The 19,561-nt window shown below is 71.4% G+C and carries 18 protein-coding genes; 4 read left to right on the top strand and 14 right to left on the bottom strand.

The genetic code is table 11. The features are described from left to right. The first annotated feature begins 77 nt into the window (after positions 1 to 77). Complete coding sequence (gene tyrS, locus AC07RM_RS28150; protein WP_495323327.1) at positions 78 to 1,310, top strand: tyrosine--tRNA ligase; 1,233 nt, start codon at positions 78 to 80, stop codon at positions 1,308 to 1,310. A 63-nt stretch (positions 1,311 to 1,373) separates the two neighbouring features. Here the strand turns inward: tyrS and AC07RM_RS28145 are convergent, their stop codons facing one another. Together AC07RM_RS28145 and AC07RM_RS28140 are read right to left on the bottom strand one after the other, a co-directional pair. Next, positions 1,374 to 2,006: an OmpA family protein gene (locus tag AC07RM_RS28145; protein ID WP_398501380.1), complete on the bottom strand. Its 633-nt coding sequence runs from the start codon at positions 2,004 to 2,006 to the stop codon at positions 1,374 to 1,376. After that, entirely contained in the window at positions 2,003 to 2,539 is a 537-nt protein-coding gene (locus AC07RM_RS28140; RefSeq protein WP_495336649.1) for a FecR family protein, read from the bottom strand. The genes AC07RM_RS28145 and AC07RM_RS28140 overlap by 4 nt, the downstream gene beginning before the upstream one ends. Before the next feature lie 147 nt (positions 2,540 to 2,686). On the opposite strand from AC07RM_RS28140, the gene AC07RM_RS28135 reads away from it, so the two are divergent. Both AC07RM_RS28135 and dtd read left to right on the top strand, forming a co-directional pair. After that, positions 2,687 to 3,616: a cation diffusion facilitator family transporter gene (locus AC07RM_RS28135; RefSeq protein ID WP_495336648.1), complete on the top strand. Its 930-nt coding sequence runs from the start codon at positions 2,687 to 2,689 to the stop codon at positions 3,614 to 3,616. Beyond that, a complete protein-coding gene (gene dtd, locus AC07RM_RS28130) occupies positions 3,613 to 4,053 on the top strand; it encodes a D-aminoacyl-tRNA deacylase (protein WP_057590765.1) in 441 nt (146 codons plus the stop codon). Before AC07RM_RS28135 ends, dtd begins: the two co-directional genes overlap by 4 nt. Before the next feature lie 15 nt (positions 4,054 to 4,068). Here dtd and AC07RM_RS28125 read toward each other — a convergent pair whose 3' ends face one another. The 3 genes from AC07RM_RS28125 to AC07RM_RS28115 are packed head-to-tail and all read right to left on the bottom strand — an operon-like array spanning position 4,069 to position 6,089. Then, positions 4,069 to 4,656: a class I SAM-dependent methyltransferase gene (locus AC07RM_RS28125; RefSeq protein ID WP_495336647.1), complete on the bottom strand. Its 588-nt coding sequence runs from the start codon at positions 4,654 to 4,656 to the stop codon at positions 4,069 to 4,071. A 19-nt stretch (positions 4,657 to 4,675) separates the two neighbouring features. Further along, a complete protein-coding gene (gene ybeY / locus AC07RM_RS28120; RefSeq protein WP_495336646.1) occupies positions 4,676 to 5,134 on the bottom strand; it encodes an rRNA maturation RNase YbeY in 459 nt (152 codons plus the stop codon). A 1-nt stretch (position 5,135) separates the two neighbouring features. Next, positions 5,136 to 6,089 (bottom strand): PhoH family protein, encoded by a 954-nt coding sequence (locus AC07RM_RS28115; RefSeq protein WP_495336645.1) that lies wholly within the window; start codon positions 6,087 to 6,089, stop codon positions 5,136 to 5,138. Between the two features lie 103 nt (positions 6,090 to 6,192). On the opposite strand from AC07RM_RS28115, the gene ruvA reads away from it, so the two are divergent. Further along, positions 6,193 to 6,765, top strand: coding sequence for a Holliday junction branch migration protein RuvA (gene ruvA / locus AC07RM_RS28110; RefSeq protein ID WP_093348037.1), 573 nt, complete (start codon positions 6,193 to 6,195; stop codon positions 6,763 to 6,765). 3 nt (positions 6,766 to 6,768) lie between these two features. On the opposite strand, the gene AC07RM_RS28105 is transcribed toward ruvA, so the two are convergent. The 9 genes from AC07RM_RS28105 to AC07RM_RS28065 form a co-directional block, all read right to left on the bottom strand. Beyond that, positions 6,769 to 7,935 (bottom strand): serine hydrolase domain-containing protein, encoded by a 1,167-nt coding sequence (locus AC07RM_RS28105; RefSeq protein ID WP_495336644.1) that lies wholly within the window; start codon positions 7,933 to 7,935, stop codon positions 6,769 to 6,771. Between the two features lie 11 nt (positions 7,936 to 7,946). Continuing rightward, positions 7,947 to 10,250, bottom strand: a complete 2,304-nt coding sequence (gene tynA, locus AC07RM_RS28100; protein ID WP_495336643.1) for a primary-amine oxidase — start codon at positions 10,248 to 10,250, stop codon at positions 7,947 to 7,949. 72 nt (positions 10,251 to 10,322) lie between these two features. Continuing rightward, positions 10,323 to 11,285: a helix-turn-helix domain-containing protein gene (locus AC07RM_RS28095; RefSeq protein ID WP_057590771.1), complete on the bottom strand. Its 963-nt coding sequence runs from the start codon at positions 11,283 to 11,285 to the stop codon at positions 10,323 to 10,325. Between the two features lie 127 nt (positions 11,286 to 11,412). Then, positions 11,413 to 12,396: a Bug family tripartite tricarboxylate transporter substrate binding protein gene (locus AC07RM_RS28090; protein WP_495336642.1), complete on the bottom strand. Its 984-nt coding sequence runs from the start codon at positions 12,394 to 12,396 to the stop codon at positions 11,413 to 11,415. 20 nt (positions 12,397 to 12,416) lie between these two features. After that, a complete protein-coding gene (locus AC07RM_RS28085) occupies positions 12,417 to 13,673 on the bottom strand; it encodes an alkyl sulfatase dimerization domain-containing protein (protein WP_296782975.1) in 1,257 nt (418 codons plus the stop codon). After that, a complete protein-coding gene (locus tag AC07RM_RS28080; RefSeq protein ID WP_495336641.1) occupies positions 13,670 to 15,007 on the bottom strand; it encodes a DUF1254 domain-containing protein in 1,338 nt (445 codons plus the stop codon). The genes AC07RM_RS28085 and AC07RM_RS28080 overlap by 4 nt, the downstream gene beginning before the upstream one ends. A 4-nt stretch (positions 15,008 to 15,011) precedes the next feature. Further along, positions 15,012 to 16,400, bottom strand: a complete 1,389-nt coding sequence (locus AC07RM_RS28075; RefSeq protein ID WP_495336640.1) for a DUF1254 domain-containing protein — start codon at positions 16,398 to 16,400, stop codon at positions 15,012 to 15,014. Between the two features lie 47 nt (positions 16,401 to 16,447). Beyond that, positions 16,448 to 17,422, bottom strand: coding sequence for a Bug family tripartite tricarboxylate transporter substrate binding protein (locus AC07RM_RS28070; protein WP_495336639.1), 975 nt, complete (start codon positions 17,420 to 17,422; stop codon positions 16,448 to 16,450). Beyond that, positions 17,419 to 19,554: an acetate--CoA ligase family protein gene (locus AC07RM_RS28065; RefSeq protein ID WP_495336638.1), complete on the bottom strand. Its 2,136-nt coding sequence runs from the start codon at positions 19,552 to 19,554 to the stop codon at positions 17,419 to 17,421. Before AC07RM_RS28065 ends, AC07RM_RS28070 begins: the two co-directional genes overlap by 4 nt. Between the last annotated feature and the right edge of the window lie 7 nt (positions 19,555 to 19,561).

Here is a 19,561-nt window from a genome sequence, read left to right as displayed (position 1 = left end):
CGCCGCTTAGAATCCGGCGCTTGAAAAAGTCGGGCGAGTATAGCTTCCGCACTCAAAAAGTCAGCCAAAAAAAGCCCATGAACGCCGAATCTGTTACATCCATGGACCTTTCAAATAGTGTAGGACGCGCGCTCGAAATCTCCCTCCGGGGGGCTGACGAACTGCTCCCCCAGGACGAGTGGGTCCGCAAGCTGCAACGCTCCGAAGCCAGCGGAACCCCGCTGCGCATCAAGCTCGGGCTGGACCCGACCGCGCCCGACATCCACATCGGCCACACGGTGGTGCTCAACAAGATGCGCCAGCTCCAGGACCTGGGGCACCGCGTGATCTTCCTGATCGGCGACTTCACCACCACCATCGGCGACCCCTCGGGCCGCAACAGCACGCGTCCGCCGCTCACGCGCGAGCAGATCGAGGCCAACGCCCAGACCTACTACAAGCAGGCCAGCCTGGTGCTCGATCCCGAGAAGACCGAGATCCGCTACAACTCCGAATGGAGCGACCCGCTGGGCGCGCGCGGCATGATCCAGCTGGCCGCCAAGTACACGGTGGCGCGGATGATGGAGCGCGACGACTTCAACAAGCGCTTCAAGGCCGGCCAGTCGATCTCGGTGCACGAGTTCCTCTACCCGCTGATGCAGGGCTACGACTCGGTGGCGCTCAAGAGCGACCTCGAGCTGGGCGGCACCGACCAGAAGTTCAACCTGCTCGTGGGCCGGCATCTGCAGCAGGAGTACGGCCAGGAACCGCAGTGCATACTCACTATGCCGCTGCTGGAAGGGCTCGATGGCGTCGAGAAGATGTCCAAGAGCAAGAACAACTACATCGGTATCAGCGAAGACGCCAACACCATGTACGCCAAGGTGCTGTCGATTTCCGACGACCTGATGTGGCGCTGGTACACGCTGCTGAGCTTCCGTTCGCTCGAGGAGATCGCGGCGCTCAAGGCCGAGATCGAGGGCGGCCGCAACCCGAAGGACGCCAAGGTCGCGCTCGCCAAGGAGATCACGGCGCGCTTCCACAGCCCGGCGGCGGCCGAGGCGGCCGAGCAGGATTTCGTCAACCGCAGCAAGGGCGGCGTGCCCGACGAGATCGCCGAGGTGGCGCTGTCCGGCGCCCCGCTGGGCATCGGCCAGCTGCTCAAGCAGGCCAACCTCGCGGCCTCGTCCGGCGAGGGCAACCGCCTGATCGACGGCGGCGGCGTGCGCATCGACGGCGCGGTGGTCAGCGACAAGGGGCTCAAGCTGCCGGCCGGCAGCTACGTGGTGCAGGTCGGCAAGCGCAAGTTCGCGCGCGTGACCTTGTCCTGAGGCGGGCGCTCCCAAGAAAAAAGGCCGGGTCGATCCCGGCCTTTTTTGCGCGAGGGGCGCGCCTCAGCGCACTTCGATCGTCACGCGCCGGTTGCGCGGCTCGTCGACCTCGTCGGCCGTCGGCACCGCCAGTTCGCGTTCGCCGCGGCCCGCGGCCTCGATGCGATTGGCCGGGAAGCGGCGCTCGATGAAGAGCTGGGCCACTTCCTGCGCGCGGCGGCGCGAGAGCGCGTCGTTGTTCTGCAGCGTGCCCTTGGTGTCGGTGTGGCCGACCACGACGATGTCGCCGCCCGGGCGCGCCTGGGCGGCGGCCAGCGCCTCTTCCATGATCTTCTGCGAGGCGGCCGTCAGCGTGATGGTGCCGAGCTCGAAGTACACCGTGTAGCGCTGCGACGGCGGCGGACGCATGTCGAACAGCGGCTTGTTCTCGGCCTGCACCTTGGCCGCATCGGCGGCGTCGACCACCGGCGCGCCCGAGGCGCCCTGCTTGGCCGTGGCGCGCTGGTAGGGCTGCGAGAGCACCTCCTCGCCGTTCTTGGCGCGCACCACCACCGCCGAGGCGGAGCCGTCGGCCTGCGGCAGCAGCACCACGCGGGTGGCGGGCGAGGAACAGGCTGCGAGCAGCGCGACCAGCAACGCGGCACCGAGGAAGCGCAGGCGGGAGGAAATGAGGGAACTGGAACCGGAACGCATCATGGCTGGCCGTCGGTCTGGACGATGAAGTCGGTGCCGCGGATGCCGATGGTCGCCGTCTGTGTCTCGACGCGCACCGCGTCGGGGTTGGTCTTGCCGATCAGGCCGGTGATCATGCGCATCGAGCCGCGCAGCAGCGAAACCAGCAGCCCGCCTTCGTGGGTGGTGGCGTCGAAGTGGAACTGCTTGAGGTCGAGCCGCGAGGAGGGGCCGACCACCAGCGTGGTGTCGTCGCGCAGCACGACCGCGGCCGAGGAGTCGGGGCCGGTCACGATCCGGTCGACCGAGGCCAGGGCGTCGCCGGGCACGGCGTTGCGGGCGGTGGCGGCGGCGCTCAGCAGCTTGACGTCGCCACGCACCGACTTCACGAAGCCGGCCTGGCGTTCGGGGGCGGTCGCGGCGGGAGCTGCTGCTACGGCGGCGGTGGGAGCCGGCGCGGCGGCCGGGGTGCTCGGGGCGGTCTGCGCCTGCGAGATCGCCGCGGCGCCAAGCAGCGCGCAGCCCAGCAGGGGCAGGAGGAATTTCTTGTGCATCATCGGGTTTTCCGCGAACTGTTTCGGGGCGGACACAATTATTAATGCGAAGGCGTTACACCTGGACACGAACATGATAATTCGGCGCCTATCTGCGGCCTTTTACCGTTTTTCCTGTCGCTTGTCGCCGTCATCGCCGTCCGGGCACGCATGAATCTCACACCCAAGACATTGCTGAGGGCCTCCATCGCGGTGGCCCTGGTCACGATTGTGCTCAAGGGCCTCGCGGGCTACATCACCCATTCGATGGGCTTGATCTCGGACGCCATGGAGTCCTTCGTCAACCTGGCGAGCGCCACCTTCGCGCTGGCCATGGTGACGATCGCGGAACGCCCCGCCGACGAAGGCCATCCCTACGGCCACCACAAGGCCGAGTACTTCTCCTCGGGCTTCGAGGGCATCCTGATCGTGGGCGCGGCCGTCGCGATCTTCTGGGTCTCGGTGCAGCGGCTGCTGGCGCCGCAGCCGCTCGAGCAGCTCGGCTGGGGCCTCGCGCTGTCGATCGTCAGCTCGGGCCTGAACGCCGGGCTCGCGTGGCTGCTGTTCCGCGCCGCCCAGGCCCGCCGCTCGATCGCGCTCGAGGCCGACGCGCGCCACCTGATGGCCGACGTCTGGACCTCGGCCGCGGTGCTGGTGGGCATCGTCGCGGTGCATTTCACCGGCTGGCTCTGGCTCGACCCGCTGCTGGCCATGGGCGTGGCGCTCAACATCGCGCGCGAGGGCGCGAAGCTGGTCTGGCGTTCCTCGCAGGGCCTGATGGACCAGGCGCTCGAACCCGAGACCCAGGCGCTGCTGCGCGCCACGCTCGAGCGCTTCGCCGCTGGCGTGCCCGAGGGGGGCCGGCTGCGCTTCGACGACATCTTCACGCGCAGTGCCGGCCAGCGCCGCTTCGCCGACCTGCACATGCACGTGCCCGGCGATTGGACCCTGGAGCGCGCCGCCGCCCTGCGCGATGCACTCGAGCAGGCCCTGATGGACGCCGTGCCCGGCCTGCGCGTGACCATCCAGCTGCTGCCGCTGGGCATGGAAGCCCGCGCCACCCAGCTTCCGTCAGACACCCCCGAGGAATCCCATCCATGAAAGCAGTGCTCCAGCGCGTGGCGCAGGCGCGCGTCGACATCGCGGGCCGCACCGTCGGCGAGATCGGCGCCGGCCTCCTCGTGCTGCTGTGCGCCGAGCGCGGCGACACCGACGCCGCGGCCGACCGCATGCTCGCCAAGATGCTCAAGCTGCGCATCTTTTCCGACGCGGCCGGCAAGATGAACCGCAGCGTGCAGGACATCGGCGGCGGCCTGCTGGTGGTGAGCCAGTTCACGCTCGCGGCCGACGTGAGCGGCGGCAACCGCCCGAGCTTCACGCTCGCGGCACCGCCCGATGAGGGCCGCCGGCTCTATGACTACTTCGTCGCCCAGGCGCGCGCCGCGCATCCCGTGGTGGCCACGGGCGAGTTCGGCGCCGACATGCAGGTGCACCTGCTCAACGACGGGCCGGTCACGATTCCGCTGCAGATGAGCTGAGGGCGGCGCCCTGGTTCAGTCGCGCCGCAGCAGCGCTTCCCACGCCACCTTCGGGTGCTCGTAGCGGGCTATGCTCAGTTCCTCGAGCTGCGCGATGCGCCAGCCGCGCGCGAACAGCCGCTGCACCGTGCCGCGCTCGAAGAAGCGCTTGGGAGAACCGTCGACGAGGTAGAGGTTGTCCTCGTCCGCACGCCCCGGGCCGCGGCCGCCGTAGTGCCGGTCGTTGACCGAGTTGAGCCGGCACAGCAGCATGCCGCCGGGCCGCAGCAGCGCATGGATGCGCGCGACCAGTTCCAGCGTCTGCGCCCATTCGAAGTAGTGCAGCGACAGGCTCGCGAGCACGACGCCGATGCGCTGCCCCTCGGCCAGCGGAAAGGGCGCGCGGAAATCCTGGTTGTGCACGCGCACGCCCGCCAGACGCCGCGCGCGCGCCGCATCCGCCGCGCGCGCCGACAGCTCGATCGCCTCCACGCGCAGCCCCGCGGCCGCCAGCGTGGCGCTGTCGCGTCCGTCGCCGCAGCCCAGCTCGAGCACCGGGTCGGCGCCCGCGCATTCGGCCAGCAGCGGCAACCAGCGCACGAGCCACGGGTCAGTGTCATCCATGGTCATCGGTGCGCGGGTCTCAGCGGTTGTAGGGATCGCGGATGCCCAGCCCCGCGAGGATCTCGATCTCGCGCGCTTCCATCGCCTCGGCGTCTTCCTCGCCGGTCTCGTGGTCCCAGCCCTGCGCATGCAGCGTGCCGTGCACCAGCAGGTGCGCGTAGTGCGCGGCCAGCGTCTTGCGCTGCTCCTTCGCCTCGCGCGCCACCACGGGCGCGCACAGCACCAGGTCGGCCATGACCACGGGTGCCTGCGCATAGTCGAAGGTCAGCACGTTGGTCGCGTAGTCCTTGCCGCGGAATTCGCGGTTCAGCTGCTGGCCCTCGTCGGCATCGACGATGCGCACCGTGATCTCGGCGTCGGCATCGAGCGCATGGCGGATCCAGCGCGTCACGCCGTGGCGCGGCAGCGCGGCGCGGTGCAGTTCCACGCCCTTGAAGCGTCCGAACTGCAGCGACAGGGTGAGTGCGGCCAGCGCCATCTCAGTGCCCGCCCGCGCCGGCGCGCTTGCGCTGGCCGTCGTAGGCGTCGACGATGCGCGCCACCAGCGGATGGCGCACCACGTCGGCGCTCGTGAAGTGCGTGATCGCGATGCCGTTCACGCGCCGCAGCACGCGCTCGGCATCGATCAGTCCGCTGAGCTGCTGCTTGGGCAGGTCGATCTGGCTCACGTCGCCCGTCACCACCGCCTTGGCGCCGAAGCCGATGCGCGTGAGGAACATCTTCATCTGCTCGGGCGTGGTGTTCTGCGCCTCGTCGAGGATCACGAAGGCGTTGTTGAGCGTGCGCCCGCGCATGAAGGCCAGCGGCGCGATCTCCAGCGCGTTGCGCTCGAAGGCCTTCTGCACTTTCTCGAAGCCCATCAGGTCGTAGAGCGCGTCGTACAGCGGCCGCAGGTAGGGATCGACCTTCTGCGTGAGGTCGCCGGGCAGGAAGCCCAGGCGTTCGCCGGCCTCGACCGCCGGGCGCGTGAGCACGATGCGCTGCACCGCGCTGCGCTCGAGCGCATCGACCGCGCAGGCCACCGCGAGGTAGGTCTTGCCGGTGCCGGCCGGGCCGATGCCGAAGGTGATGTCGTGCTTGGCGATGTTGTCGAGGTACAGGCTCTGGGTCGGCGTGCGCGCGCGCAGGTCGGCGCGCCGAGTGGCGAGCGTGACCGCGCCGTCCACGTCCCCGTCCATCGAGCCGTCGCCGGCCAGCGTGAGCTGCACCACCGCCGCGTCGATCGGTCGCTGGGCGATCTCGTAGAGCGCCTGCAGCACGTCCATCGCGCGCTGGGCGTTGACCTTGGGGCCGTCGATCTTGAACTGCTCGTGGCGGTGCGCGATCTTCACCGCGAGCGCTTCCTCGATGCGTCGCAGGTGGGCGTCGAGCGGGCCGCACAGGTGGCCCAGGCGCGTGTTGTTGGGCGGAGCGAAGGTGTGTCGCAGAATCACGCGGTTTCCATTTCCATCTTTATTGGTAGCCCATGCAAGACCGGCCCTGCTCCAGAAAATGCAACCCAAGGCGGGAAGCGCCGCAAGCGTCGGGGGGGCGCCAATGATAGGCAAACTCACCGGGATACTCGCCGAACGCAATCCGCCGCAGGTCGTGATCGACTGCAACGGCGTCGGCTACGAGGTCGACGTGCCGATGAGCACCTTCTACAACCTGCCCGGCGTCGGCGCCAAGATCTCGCTGCTCACGCACTTCATCGTGCGCGAGGACGCGCAGATTCTCTACGGCTTCGGCAGCGCCGAGGAGCGCGCCGCCTTCCGCCAGCTCATCAAGATCTCGGGCGTGGGCCCGCGCACCGCGCTGGGCGTGCTCTCGGGCATGAGCGTGGGCGAGCTCTCGCAGGCCGTCACCCTGCAGGAGGCCGGCCGGCTGGTGAAGGTGCCCGGCATCGGCAAGAAGATCGCCGAGCGCCTCCTGCTCGAGCTCAAGGGCAAGCTCGGCGCCGACATCGGCCTGCCCGCGCACGCCGCCTCCGATGCCCAGGCCGACATCCTGCAGGCGCTGGTGGCGCTGGGCTACAGCGACAAGGAAGCGGCCGCCGCGCTCAAGGCGCTGCCGAAGGACGTGAGCGTGAGCGACGGCATCAAGCTGGCGCTGAAGGCGCTGGCGAAATAAGGCCTAGGCGCGCAGGGCGCCGACCAGCGCGCCCAGCAGCGCGTGCGTCTCGACCAGGCTCGGCCCGTGCACCGGTTGCGGCCAGGCGCTGTGGATCGCGACCACGAGCTGTTCCTTCGGATGGATGTAGAGCTGCTGCCCGAAGATGCCGAGCGCGGCGAACAGGCCGCCGTCGAGTTCTGGCAACGCCTGCGCGCCGCGCGGGAAGGTCCACCACTGGTAGCCGTATCCCATCGGCTCGTAGCCCTCGAGCGTGCCGGGCGCGAGCCGCTGCGCGGGGTCGGCGCGCGTGGCGTCGCGCAGCCAGCCCTCGGGCAGCACGCGCTGTCCGCCGGCCATGCCGCCGCCGAGGATGAACAGGCCGAAGCGGCCGAAGTCGCGCAGGGTCGCGTTGACGCCGCTGCCCGCGAACTCCTGGCCACCCGGCGCATCGAGCTGCCAATAGGCATCGGCCTCCATGCCGAATGGCGCCCAGATCTTGCGCGACAGGTAGTCGCCGATCGGCTCGCGCAGCGCGCCGGCCAGGATCCTGCCGACCAGGTAGGTCTCGCCGGTGCTGTAGTTGAAGCGCGTGCCGGCCGGCGCCACGCGCGGCAGCGTCGCCATGAAGGCCAGCACCGCGCCCGCGTCCCGGTCGAGTTGCGCGCGCAGCATGCGGCGACGGTCGGAGGCCGGGTCGAGGTAGTCCTCGTTCCAGGCCACGCCCGAGCTCATCTGCAGCACCTGCCGCAGCGTGACGCCGTCGTAGGCCGAGCCGCGCAACGCGGGCACGTAGGCGACCACCGCGTCGTCCAGGCTCGCGATCAGGCCGTCGTGCAGGGCCGCGCCCACGAGCGTGGAGGCGATCGACTTCGCGACCGAGAACGACATCCAGCGCGTGGCCGCGTCGTTGCCCATCGCATGGCGCTCGAGCACCACGCGGCCGTTCTTGAGCACCAGCAGGCCGGCCGTGCGGTTGCGCGCCATGAACGCGTCGATGCCGAACTCTGCGTCGCCCGCGCGGTAGCGCACGTCGACCGCGGGCCCCGCGGGCAGCGGATGGACCTGCGCGCCGCGCCTGATCGTGCGCGTCGCATAGAGCCGGTCCATGTGGCGGTAGGTGGGCGCCTGCAGCTCGGGCGCCAGTGTCATCAGGTCCTCGAGCCGGCCGATGGCCTCGGTGTCCGCCATGCAGCAGCTCCTTACTTGCCAGGCTTGGCCGGCCGGTTCAGCCCCAGCGTCGGCGTCTCGTCGAAGAAGTTCCAGGGCTTGAGCAGCGCATGCACCCACTCGGTGGGCATGATCGGCCACTCCTCGGCGCGCGCGACGTGGGTGGTGCCGGTGGTGAGCCAGACCACGTTGTCGGTGTTCACGATCGCCTGGTCGTCGGCGGTGAACTGGCCCAGGCCGGTGTCCTTGTTCGAGCGGTTCGGGTACTTGCCCTCGGGGAACTGCTCCTCGGGGTCGTAGCGCGTCACCCAGAGCTGGCGGTCCATGAAGCTCAGGCGGTGGTTGATCCACTCGTCCTGCGCGAAGTTGGCGCCCTTGGCGATCGGGTGCGTGCCGCCCGCGTACGGAATGAGCTGGTACGAGACCGGGTTGCCGACCTTGTTGTTCTTGGCCGGATTGCTCAGCAGCCGGATCGTCGAGGGATCGAACTTCTGCGCCGCCTGCCGCTCGGTCGCCACCGTGCGCTGTACCGTCTGCATGGTGCTGGTGCGCGGGCCGCCGCGGGTGTTGGGCAGCACCACCGGGTCGACCTCGGTCAGCGAGTTGTTCTCGCCGTCCACGTCGAGGTCGAGCCGGAAGTTGTAGATGTGCTGGTGCGTGGTGCCGACGATGTGGTGGTCGAGCAGCGTGCCGTAGCGCGTGTCCTCGGCGGCGGTCGCGTCCTGCATGGTGCGCGACTTCACGCCCTTCACGGCCTCGATGCCGGTGGCGCCCGCGTTGATGCCGATGGTGCCGTTCTCGGCGAACACCCAGTCGAACAGGTAGTCGTAGTTGCCCACGGTGCTGATCCAGCGCACCACCAGTTCGCGCCGCTCGGTGCTCACGTTGGGCTTGCCCATCTCCTGGTGCTTGAACTCGGGATCGGCATAGCGCTCGAAGACCGCGATCGCGCGCGGCACCTTCACGGGCGCGCCGGTGTAGTCGGCCAGCGTGGCGTCGAGCAGCACGGCGTTCTGCGGCGCGTCCTTCTCGGGCTCGATCGGCGAGGTCAGCGTGCCCATGCCGTATTCGCCCGAGTCGAGGTAGGCCTTGAAGTACCAGCCGGTGTCGGGGTCGCCGTAGGGCACGATCATCCCGCCCAGCGAGCCTTCGTACATCACCTTGCGCTTGGTGCCCTTGTCGTTGTAGGTCACGGTCGAGAGCACCAGGCCCACGCGCGAGTCGAGCCGCAGGTGGAAGTCCCAGTTGCGCCAGTGCAGCATGTTGCCGGCGATGGTGTAGTTCTTGCCCTCGGGCTCGGTGATCTCCAGCGGCTTGGGCGCGGGCGTGCCGGCGCGGTCGCGGCCGTCGTAGGGCGTGGGCTTGAGCGGCACCGGCACCAAGCCGCCGTCCTCGATCTTCAGCACCTTCTTCTGCTCGAGGTCGACCACCGCCACCAGGCCCTCGATCGGGTGCGCCCAGTAGTTGCCGTCGCCCACGTCGAGGTAGCTCACCACCTTGAGCAGGCGGTCCTCCTGGCGCAGCGAATCCTTGCCGTCGAAGTAGCCCACGGTCAGCGGCGTGGCCACCACCTTCTTCACGTCGTCGATGCCGCGCGTGGCGAGCGCCTTCGCATAGTCGGCGCTGGCCTCGATCGCGCTCTGCACGGTGGCGAAGTCGTCGAGCAGCACCATGCCGTGCGCGCCTTCCACCGGCTTCCACTCGAGCAGCTTGCGTGCCGCGAGGTCGATGCTGCCCTCGATCACCTTCTTGCCGTCGAGCGCGACGAAGCTCGCCTGCCGCGCGGCGCGCACCGGCTGGCCCGAGAGCGCGAAGGCCCAGACCTGGTCCTTGGGCGGGCGCTTGAGGCTGATCTCGGTGAAGCGCAGGCCGGGCCTGTAGTTGCCCGAGGCCTTGATCGTCTCGAGCGCGGCCTGGATCTCCTCGGCCGACAGCGGATTGAGCGGATTCGGCGTGCGCTCGACCACGAAGGTGCGGTCCAGGCTGGACTGGAACACCTGGTTGATGAAGTCGTGCGGCACCCAGGCCGCGCCCTTGCGCAGCACCACCGGCACGTCGAGCTGCAGCGGCTGGCCGTTGATCAGCGCGGTCTTCGAGCCGGGCTTGATGCGCACCAGCGTGCCGTTGCGCGCCACCGTCCAGACGTTGGCGAAGCTGTCGAAGCGCACGGTGGCGCCGAAATCCTCGACCGTCTTCTTGAGCGGCACCATGTGGGCCGCGCCGCCATGGGCCTGGGCGCCGCCGGCCGCGAGCGGGCCGAGGGCCAGCGCCAGCGCGGTGGCAAGAAGGGTGCGGGTGGTGCCGCGGACCGGCGTTCGATGGTGGCTGCTGCGCATGGACGGCTGTTCCCTTTTCTTCGCATGTTGTGACGAGCGACAGCGAAGTTAAGGGCGCGGCCCGCGCGGCGGTTAGCCGGATTCGGCAAGCCAGCGCGCGCGCGTGGCGGAAGGCAGCTCGCCGAACAGCCGGCTGTAGTCGGCCGCGAAGCGCGACAGGTGCCAGAAGCCCCAGCGCGCCGCCACGTCGCCGATGCTGTCGCGCCGGTGCGTCTGCAGCTCGCGCCGCACCCGGTTCAGGCGCATCACGCGCAGGTAGGTCACCGGGCTCAGGTGCACCACGTCCTCGAAGGCGTACTGCAGCGCGCGGCGCGACACGCCGGTGGCCGCGCAGAGGTCGGGCACGCTGATGGCCTCGTCGGCATGGGCGCGCATGTATTCGCGCGCCAGCGCCACGATGTGGCGCCGCGCCACCGTGCCGGGCGGCAGCCGGGTTTCGAAGGCGTCGCAGCCGATGCAGTGCAGCACCGCGTCGGCCAGCGACAGCGACAGCATGTGGCGCGCCGCCGGCTGCTCGAGCTGCGCGAGGTTGCCGCGCGCCAGCGACAGCGCCGCGCCCAGCAGCTTCGACAGCTCGCTCTCGTCGAAGCCCGGCTGGCGCACCGGCGCCGGCTCGGGCAGGCGCAGCTCGAAGTCGGCGCCGAACAGCGTGGCCGCGAGTTCGGCCAGCGGCGCGGTGTCGATACACACCGCCATCAGGTCCATGCCGGCGCCGGCCAGCAGTTCGAATTCGCGCTGCGGCGACAGCGCGATCAGGCGCCGGCCCTCGATCTCGTGGCCGCAGTACCAGCTGCCGCTGCCCGCGACCTCGGTGACGGCGAACGAGACCGTGCCCGGGCGGCCCTGGCCGTTCTGCAGCAGGGTCTGGTTCGCATGCTCGTGGAAGACCTGGACGAAGCCCAGGTGCAGGTCCTCGGACAGGCCCTCGAAGCGGCCGTTCGACAGCTGCTCGTAGTGCTGGTCCCAGTGGTCCAGGCTCGAGGCCTGTGCCTGGGCCTCGGCGTTCAGGTGGCGGGAGAAGTGAAGCTCGGTCATGGTCGGCGCGGACGCTGGCACGGCGGCCGTCGTCGAGCCGACGAGCAGGAACCGTGCCGATCAGCGCGCAGTCTGCAAGAAGCGCGGACGCTTGACCATCTTGCTTACCCTCGGTCCGGCCGCCGCCTCATTCGGGCTGGAGCCCGATGTCCTTGACCAGCGCGCCCCAGTCGCGCAGGTCCTGGCGCAGGGTCGCGGCGAACTGCTCGGGCGTGTTCTGCGGCAGGTCGGTGAAGTTGAGCTCGCGCAGGCGCTGCACCACGGCCGGGTCGCGCAGCGCGCGGTTCACCGCCTCGTTGAGCTTCTTCACGATCGCCGGCGGCGTCTTCGCGGGCGCCAGCACGCCGTACCAGGCATAGGTGGTGAACGGGTAGCCGGACTCGGTCATCGTCGGCACCTCGGGCAGCATCGGGATGCGCGAGGGGCCGCTGTTGGCCAGCGCCCGGAGCCGGCCCGCGCGCACCAGCTCCACCGTCGAGGACATGTCGGCGAAGGCCGCCTCGACCTGGCCGCCCATCAGGTCCTGCACGCAGGGGCCGCTGCCCTTGTAGGGCACGTGCTCGATCACCAGGCCGGCCTGCTTCTTGAGGCTTTCCATCGCCAGGTGGCCGCCCGAGCCGTTGCCCCACGAGCAATAGCTGAGCTTGTCGGGCCGCGCCTTGGCATAGGCGACGAAGTCGGCCAGCGTCTTCACCGGCAGGTCGTTGCGCACCAGCAGCAGGTTGCCGCCGCGGCCGATCTGCGCCACCGGCGCGAAGTCCTTCACCGGGTCGTAGGGCAGCTTGCGGTAGAGGCTGGGGTTCACCACCATCGCGGCGGCATAGGTGAACAGCAGCCGGTAGCCGTCGGGCGCCGCGCGCGCCACCTGCTCGGTGCCGAGGATGCCGTTGGCGCCGGGCCGGTTGTCGACCACGAAGGGCTGCTTGAGCGACTTGCCCAGCGCGTCGGCGACCAGCCGCGCGATGGTGTCGGTGCCGCCCGCGGCGGCCGTGGGCACGACCAGCGTGACGGGCTTGTCGGGATAGGCCTCGGCGCCCTGCGCGGTGGCCGTGGCCAGCAGGCCGGCGAGGCCGGCAAGGAACAGGCCGGTGCGGAGAAGGGATGCGGTCATGGATGCGGGTCCTCGGGAAGTCATTGGATACCGAAGCGCGCCTGCGTGCCCTGCTCGATCATGTCGGCGCTCACGCGGTAGAGGTTGCGCGACACGTAGCTGGGCACCTGCCGCGCGCGCTGGCGCAGCCACTCGGCCTTGAGCGCGCGTGCCTCGGCGAGCTCGGGCGCGTCGCCGCGCGCGGTGGCCAGCAGGTCGATCACGTGCAGCGCGAGCTGCCATTGCCCCTGCTGCGCCAGCGCGCGTGCCCGCGCGATCAGGCCGGCCTTGTCGGTGATGGCCTCGGCCACGGCCTGGCCGACGGCCTCGGGCGGCTCGGGATGCAGGCTGGTCGGGTTGCGGTCCCACCAGCCGTTCTCCGAGCGGTAGATGTCGCGCACGATGTAGGCCGGGTCGCCGTAGGTGGGCTTCATCCAGTCGACCGCGAACAGCTCGTCGGGGCAGCGGATGCGCGCCAGCAGCTCGCGCTCGTTGAGGCCCTCGTTCATCAGCCGCACCACCTCGGCGCGCAGCCAGCGCAGCGCGCGCGCCGTGTGCGTGAGCACGTGCCGCACCTGGTCCTCGCCCTCGAGCGTGGCGCCGAACTCGCGCACCGCCTTGCGCGCGCCGAGCGCGGCCAGCGCCTCGAGCGTGTCGGCCCAGCGCACCGTGTCGCGCAGGGTGCGAAAGGGCGTGCCGATGTTGGGGATCGAATCGATCAGCGCCGCGCCGCCGTAGAGCACGCGCTGCGCGGGGCTCCACAGCGCGATCGCGTCGTCGGTCTCCGAGGGCGCCCAGCGCAGCTCGATGGCGCGCTCGCCGTGGCCGATGGCCAGCCGCTCGTCGAAGGTCTCGGTCGGCGCATGCATCGACAGCCGCTGCGCGAAGAAGCCCGCGGGCCGGTTGAACTGGATCTCGGCCATGCGGTGCTGCAGCGCCTCGGTCTCGCGGTAGCGCGCGAGGCGCCGCGGCACGTTGCGGTGCGCGATCACGCGCGGCGGCGCGTCGCCGCGCTGCGCCGCATGGGCGAGCCACATCGGCACGCCGGCGTTGTAGCCCACATGGCCGTGGCTGTAGCACAGCGCATGCAGCGGCGCGTCGCTGAGTTCGCGCACCGCGTCGATCATGCCCTGCGTCACCGCGCCGCCCGGGCCGGCGTCGATCACCACCAGGCCGACATCGGTCTCGGCCACGAAGGACTGTCCCTGCCCGCGCAGGATGTGCAGGCCCGGCGCCACCGTCTCGGTGCCGCTGCCGACGATGAGGAAGGGCTTCTCCTGTTCCTGTGTGCTGCTCATGCGTCGTCTCCCAGTCGTTGAAGCGGCGGCAGCGCATAGCGGCCGTCGAGCATCTCCGCGCGCGGCACGTAGGCGCGCAGGCAGAGGTAGAAGGCGTCCGCGGGCGCGGGCAGCCAGTTCGCGCGCGCGGCCTCGTCCGCGGGCGCCGCATGCTGGATGTGCAGCGTGAGGCCGCCGTCGGCGTCGTGGCGCAGCGCCGGCGTGCGGTCGCCGATGGCGTAGCGGTCGATCGGGTTGTCGACCAGCATGCAGTCGCGGCTGTCGTACATGGTGAGCGACCAGAAGGCCTCGACCGGCGGAAGCTCGCCGGGCCCGAAGCGCAAGGTGTAGCGGTGGCTGCCGTGCAGCGCGCGGCCCGCGGCGTCGTGCCAGGCGAGCGGGTAGGTGGCCTCGCGGCTCTCGAGCATGCCGATGTACTTGAGCGCGACCAGCGCGCGCATCCGGTGGTCGTCGCCGAAGCTGGCTTCCACCAGCGGCATGGCCACCCAGCCGCTGGCGGCCGCGCGGCCCGCTTCCGTGGCACGCAGCCGCGGCAGCACGCGGGCCAGCGCGTCCTGCAGCCGCTCGCGCTGCGTGTCGTCGAGCGCGCCGGCGTCGGGGTGCAGGCCGAGCGCGGCGAAGCGTGCGAGCCGATCGGCATCGCGCGCGGGCGGCGGGTTCTCGCGCAGCGCGCGCTGCACCTGCGCCGCGAAATGCCCGGCGTCCGGTGGTGCTTGCGGATCGCAGGCCGGATCGAAGGCCATCGGCCGGGGCGCCTTGCCGGCCTGCCAGTCGGCCAGCGTGTGCACCACGAAGCCGTCCTGCAGCGCATGCACCGCGGGCAGGTCGTGCGGCCCGTCGACCAGGATGCGGCCGATGACCCAGAGCCAGCGCGTGGGCGCCTCGATGCGCGCGCCGGGCGCGTCGAAGGCGGCCGGCAGCTCGCCGTGCCAGCCCGGCGGCACGAGCACGAAGGAACGCGCCGCCGTGCCCGTGAGCCGCTGGCCGATGTGGGCGAAGGGGTTGGTATGGAAGTCGAGCAGGCCCAGCACGTAGTAGCGCCCCGCGGTGTCGGGCACGTCGATCACCAGCGGGCCCGCGCCGAGGTCGAGCCAGGCGTTGGTGTAGAGCGTGTCGTTGTTCGGCGTCACGACGCGGCTCCTGCCCGGGCCCAGCAGCTTGCGCGCATGGGTGAACACATTGCACCAGCGTTGCGGTGCCGGTGCCTCGCCGGCAGTCTCGCAGCGTTGCGGCGAGGTGGCCGCGCGCATGCGGCACATCTCGTACAGCGGCCAGGCGTAGACCACGGCCTCCTCGGCCAGGGTGTCGGTCACGGCGTCGATCGTCGCGGCCATGGCGTCAGTCCTCCTGCGGCTGCAGGGCCGGGATGCGCCAGGCGCGCACGCCTTCGCGCGGGTGGTACATGCGCAGGATCAGGTAGAAGCGCCCGGCCGGCGCGGGCAGCCAGTTGGCGGCATCGGCGGGCCGTGCGTGGCCCAGCACCAGTTCCAGGCTGCCGTCGGCGCCGCGTCGCAGGCCCTGCGTGCGGTCGCCGATCGCATGGCGGCCGATCGCGTTGGGATAGAGGAAGCGGTCGCTGTCGTAGAGCGTCACCGACCAGAAGGCGTCGGCCGGCGGCATGTCGTCGGCCTCGAAGCGCATCGCATAGCGGCGTCGGCCATCGAGCGGCTCCAGCGTCGCGTCGTGGTGCGAGGCGGCATACACGGCCTCGCTGGTGGCCAGCGCGCCCAGGCCCAGGTAGGCGGTGCGCGCGCGGCCGAGGAACTCGCTGCCGTAGCGGCCGGTGGCGGGCGTCATGGCCCAGGCCTTGGGCCGGTGGTGCCGGCCCACCGCGCCGACCACCCGCACGCCCTCGGCGAAACCTTCGACCAGGCCCTCGCGCAGCGGCGCATCGAGCGTGTCCCACGCGAAGGCCGCGTCGGGCCGCAGCCCGGCCTGGCCGAACCAGGCCACCAGCGCGCGGTCCTCGACGCGGCCCGGCGCCTCGGCGAGTGCCTGGCAGAGGTTGGCGAAGAAGCGCGGCGCGACCTGCGCGGCCGGCTCGCCGTTCTCGAAGGCGGCCGCCATGGCATCGACCGGTTCGCCGACCCAGCGCTCGATCGCCGCCGGGCGGCCGCGCGGCACCGTGCCGGGTGCGGGCGCGAGCCGGATCTCGGACTGCAGCGCGCGCGCCGCGGGCCAGTCGACCTCGTCGCCGACCAGGATGCGGCCGATCAGCCACACGAGGTCGGTCGGGCAGCGCACCACGCGGTGCGCGGCCAGCGCCTCGGGCACCGTGCCGCCCGGGCCCACGAGCACCACGGTCTCGCCCGCGGGATCGCAGTTGCGCGGGCCGAGGTTCTCGAAGTTCTCGGTGTAGGCGTCGTACAGCGGCAGCACGAAATAGCGCCCCGGATGGCGCGCGGCCGCTGGCACGCTCAGCAGCATCGGGCCGTCGGCCAGGTGGATCCAGGCGATGGTGTAGAGCAGGTCGTTGGCCGGCGTCACCACGTCGCGGTCCTCGTGGGTCGAGGGGCGCGGCGCATGGTGCAGCGTGTTGATCGGCGCGCGCACGTCCGAGCCGGCCGAGGTGCCGATCCGGCGTTCGGCGCGCGGCGCGGTCTGCAGCGCGCAGGTGCGATAGGTCTCGGTCAGCGGATAGCCGTAGACGAAGGCGGCGAGGCCGATCGAGCGCGCGAGCGCCTGGCGCGCGGCGTCGACGGTGGCCTGGGAGGCGGGAGCATTCATGGGGACGGGACCTCTTGGCTGGTGGCGATGAAGGAAAGGGAAAGGGATCAATCGAGCTTCACGCCCGTGGCCTGCGTGAGCCGCAGCGTCACGGGCAGGAAGGCGCGGTAGGCGGCGCTGGCCTCGGCCGGCAGGTTGCCCACGGGCTCGGCGCCGAGTTCCTCGATGCGGCGCGCGACCTCGGGCTGGTGCACCACCGCGGCGACCTCGCGCCCGAGCCGCTCGACCACCGCGTCGGGCGTCTTCGCGGGCGCCATCAGCGAGGTCGGCCCGGTCAGCGCGTAGACCTCGTCGGCGAAGCCCTGCTCGGCGAAGGTCGGCACCTCGGGCAGCGCCTTGGCGCGGCGCGGCCCGGCGACCGCGAGCGCGCGCAGCTTGCCGGCCGCGATGTAGGGCTGCAGCGTGGCGATCGAGCCCACGGTCAGCTGGATCACGCCGCCGATCAGGTCGATCGCCATCGGGCTCTCGCCCTTGTAGGGCACGTGCAGCGTGCGCAGGCCGTAGGCGCGGTCCATGTAGACCTGGATCTGGTGCGGCTGCGTGCCCGGGCCCCAGGAGCCCATCGCGTACTTGCCGGGCGCGGCCTTCAGCACCGCGATCAGGCCGGCGACATCCCTGGCCGGCACCGAGGGATGCACCGCGAGCACGGTGCGCGTGGTCGCGATGTCCGAGACCATGCGCAGGTCGGTGCGCGGGTCGTAGGGCAGCTTGCCGTAGAGCACGATGTTGGCCGTGACCGGGCCCGGCACCGTCAGCAGCAGCGTGTGGCCGTCGGGCGCGCTCTTGGCCACGTAGTCGGTGCCGATGATCCCGCCCGCGCCGCTGCGGTTCTCGACCACCACGGGCTGGCCCAGCCGCTTCGACAGGCCCTCGGCGACCAGGCGCGCGAGGATGTCGGAGGAGCCGCCGGCCTGGTACTGCACGACGATGCGCAGCGGCTTCGACGGGAATTCGGCGCGGGCGCCGGTGGCCGCGAAGGCCGCGAGCGCGCACAGCAGCAGGCGTCGCTTCGATGGCGTCATGCGATCGCTCCTTCCGCCGGCGATGGGTCGCGGCCCACGATCAGCGCATCGACCGCCACGCAGCCGCCCTCGGTATTCGGCCGCGCGATCAGCGGATTGATCTCGGCGCTCGCCAGCGAGTCGCCGGCACGCAGCGCGAAGTCGGCCAGCGCGCACAGCGCATCGGCGATCGACGCGAGGTCGACCGGTGCCTTGCCGCGCGCGCCGTCGAGGATCGCGAAGGCGCGCAGCTCGCGCACCATCGCCAGCGTGTCCTCGCGCGTGACCGGCAGCACGCGCAGCGCCACGTCGCGCAGGGTCTCGACGTGGATGCCGCCGAGGCCGAACATCAGCACCGGCCCGAACACCGGGTCGCGGTGCACGCCCGCGATGCATTCGACGCCGCCGCTCGCCATGCGCGCCACCAGCGCGCCGTCGAGCCGCGCCTCGGGCCGCGCGCTCAGCGCATGGTCGCGCGTGCGCTCGAAGGCCGCGCGCGCCTGTGCCGCGCCGCGCAGGTCGAGCGCCACGCCGCCGACGTCGGACTTGTGCGGGATGTCGGCGCTCACGATCTTCAGCGCCACGGCACCGCCGAAGGCCTCGGCCGCCGCCGCGGCCTCGTCGGCGCTGTGCGCCACGCGGTGCGCGACCACCGGCACGCCGGCCTCGGCGAGCAGCGCGAGCGCCGCGGGCTCGGCCATCGCGCCGGGTGCGAGCACGATCGGATCGCCGACGGGTCGTGCCTCGGACCCAGGCAGGGCGCCGGTCTTCAATCCCGCGAGCGCGGCGATGGTGCGGATGCCGTCCGACGGATCGGCGAACACCAGGCAGCGCAGGCCTTCGAGTTCTGCGCGGCGTTCGGGCGAGAGCAGCGTGCTGATCGCGAGCAGCGTGTCGGGATAGGCCGCGCGCAGCGACGCCACCAGCGCGCGCAGCGTGGGCCAGAACGCATCCGACGCGCCCGCGGCCGCGAGGAAGCCCATCCACGAGGCGAAGCCGCGGTCGTCGAGCATCAGGCGCGCGCTGCGCTCGAGCAGGCTCATGTCGTTGGTCACCTGGCCCGTGATGTCGACCGGGTTGCGCGGCGCCGCGAACGGCACCCACTCGCGCAGCGTGGCCTGGGCGGCCTCGCCGAGCGGCTGCACGTCGAGGCCCTGCGCCGAGGCGTCGTCGGCCATCAGCGCGCCCACGCCGCCCGACAGCGTGAACAACCCGATCGAGCGGTCGCGCGGCCGGCCGGCCACGGCGGCGCTGTGTGCCAGGTCGAAGAACTCGCCGAGGCTGCGCGCGCGCAGCACGCCGTAGCGGCGGAACACCGCGTCGTACACCGCGTCGTCGCCCGCGAGCGCCGCGGTGTGCGAGGCCGCCGCCTGCGCGCCCAGCGCGGTGCGGCCGACCTTGACCATCACCACCGGCTTGCCCGCGGCCTGCGCGAGCGCGAGCGCGGCGCGCAGCCGGGGGCCGTCGCGGCAGCCTTCCATGTAGCCCATGATCACGTCGGTGGCCGGGTCCTGCGCGAGCCAGGCCAGGCAGTCGGCGAACTGCAGGTCGGCCTCGTTGCCGGTGGTGGCCCACAGCGACAGGCCGACGCCGCGCTCGCGCGCCATCGCGTAGGCGTAGGCACCGAAGGCGCCCGACTGGCTCACCAGCCCGATGCGCCCCGGCGCCACGCGGCCCACGCCGGGCGCGGGCGAGAAGGTGGCGTAGACCTTGTGCGCGATGTTCATGAAGCCGAGGCAGTTGGGCCCGATGAGCCGCAGGCCGGCCGCGCGGGCCTTGGCGCCGAGCCGCGCCTGCGCGGCCGTGCCTTCGGCGCCGGTCTCGGCGAAGCCCGAGGAGAACAGCACCACGCCCTTGACCTTCGCTTCGATCGCGTCGTCGAGCGCCGCATCGACCAGCGCGGCCGGCACCGAGAGGATCGCGAGGTCCACCGGCTGGCCGATGGCGCGCAGGCTGGGCCAGGCCCGCAGGTCCTGGATGCGCTCGGCGTTCGGGTTGACCGGGTAGAGCGCGCCGTCGAAGCCGAAGCGGCGCTGGTAGTCGACCGGGATGCCGCCGATCTTCTGCGGGTTGGAGGAGGCGCCGACCACCGCGATGGAACGCGGCGCGAACAGGGCCGACAGGGATTCGGTCTGGGAGCTGAAGAAATCCATGGAAGAG

The sequence above is a fragment of the Variovorax sp. GW821-FHT09B05 genome, assembly GCF_059418265.1.
This window is presented reverse-complemented; position numbering and strand designations above follow the sequence as displayed.

Bases quoted from the DNA above. Each gene is read 5' to 3' on its own strand.
- tyrS (WP_495323327.1), top strand. From the start codon at position 78: ATGAACGCCGAATCTGTTACATCCATGGACCTTTCAAATAGTGTAGGA.
- AC07RM_RS28145 (WP_398501380.1), bottom strand. From the start codon at position 2,006: ATGATGCGTTCCGGTTCCAGTTCCCTCATTTCCTCCCGCCTGCGCTTC.
- AC07RM_RS28075 (WP_495336640.1), bottom strand. From the start codon at position 16,400: ATGAATGCTCCCGCCTCCCAGGCCACCGTCGACGCCGCGCGCCAGGCG.
- AC07RM_RS28095 (WP_057590771.1), bottom strand. From the start codon at position 11,285: ATGACCGAGCTTCACTTCTCCCGCCACCTGAACGCCGAGGCCCAGGCA.
- AC07RM_RS28135 (WP_495336648.1), top strand. From the start codon at position 2,687: ATGAATCTCACACCCAAGACATTGCTGAGGGCCTCCATCGCGGTGGCC.
- AC07RM_RS28070 (WP_495336639.1), bottom strand. From the start codon at position 17,422: ATGACGCCATCGAAGCGACGCCTGCTGCTGTGCGCGCTCGCGGCCTTC.
- AC07RM_RS28105 (WP_495336644.1), bottom strand. From the start codon at position 7,935: ATGGCGGACACCGAGGCCATCGGCCGGCTCGAGGACCTGATGACACTG.
- AC07RM_RS28080 (WP_495336641.1), bottom strand. From the start codon at position 15,007: ATGGCCGCGACGATCGACGCCGTGACCGACACCCTGGCCGAGGAGGCC.
- ruvA (WP_093348037.1), top strand. From the start codon at position 6,193: ATGATAGGCAAACTCACCGGGATACTCGCCGAACGCAATCCGCCGCAG.
- AC07RM_RS28140 (WP_495336649.1), bottom strand. From the start codon at position 2,539: ATGATGCACAAGAAATTCCTCCTGCCCCTGCTGGGCTGCGCGCTGCTT.
- dtd (WP_057590765.1), top strand. From the start codon at position 3,613: ATGAAAGCAGTGCTCCAGCGCGTGGCGCAGGCGCGCGTCGACATCGCG.
- AC07RM_RS28125 (WP_495336647.1), bottom strand. From the start codon at position 4,656: ATGGATGACACTGACCCGTGGCTCGTGCGCTGGTTGCCGCTGCTGGCC.
- AC07RM_RS28085 (WP_296782975.1), bottom strand. From the start codon at position 13,673: ATGAGCAGCACACAGGAACAGGAGAAGCCCTTCCTCATCGTCGGCAGC.
- ybeY (WP_495336646.1), bottom strand. From the start codon at position 5,134: ATGGCGCTGGCCGCACTCACCCTGTCGCTGCAGTTCGGACGCTTCAAG.
- AC07RM_RS28065 (WP_495336638.1), bottom strand. From the start codon at position 19,554: ATGGATTTCTTCAGCTCCCAGACCGAATCCCTGTCGGCCCTGTTCGCG.
- AC07RM_RS28090 (WP_495336642.1), bottom strand. From the start codon at position 12,396: ATGACCGCATCCCTTCTCCGCACCGGCCTGTTCCTTGCCGGCCTCGCC.
- tynA (WP_495336643.1), bottom strand. From the start codon at position 10,250: ATGCGCAGCAGCCACCATCGAACGCCGGTCCGCGGCACCACCCGCACC.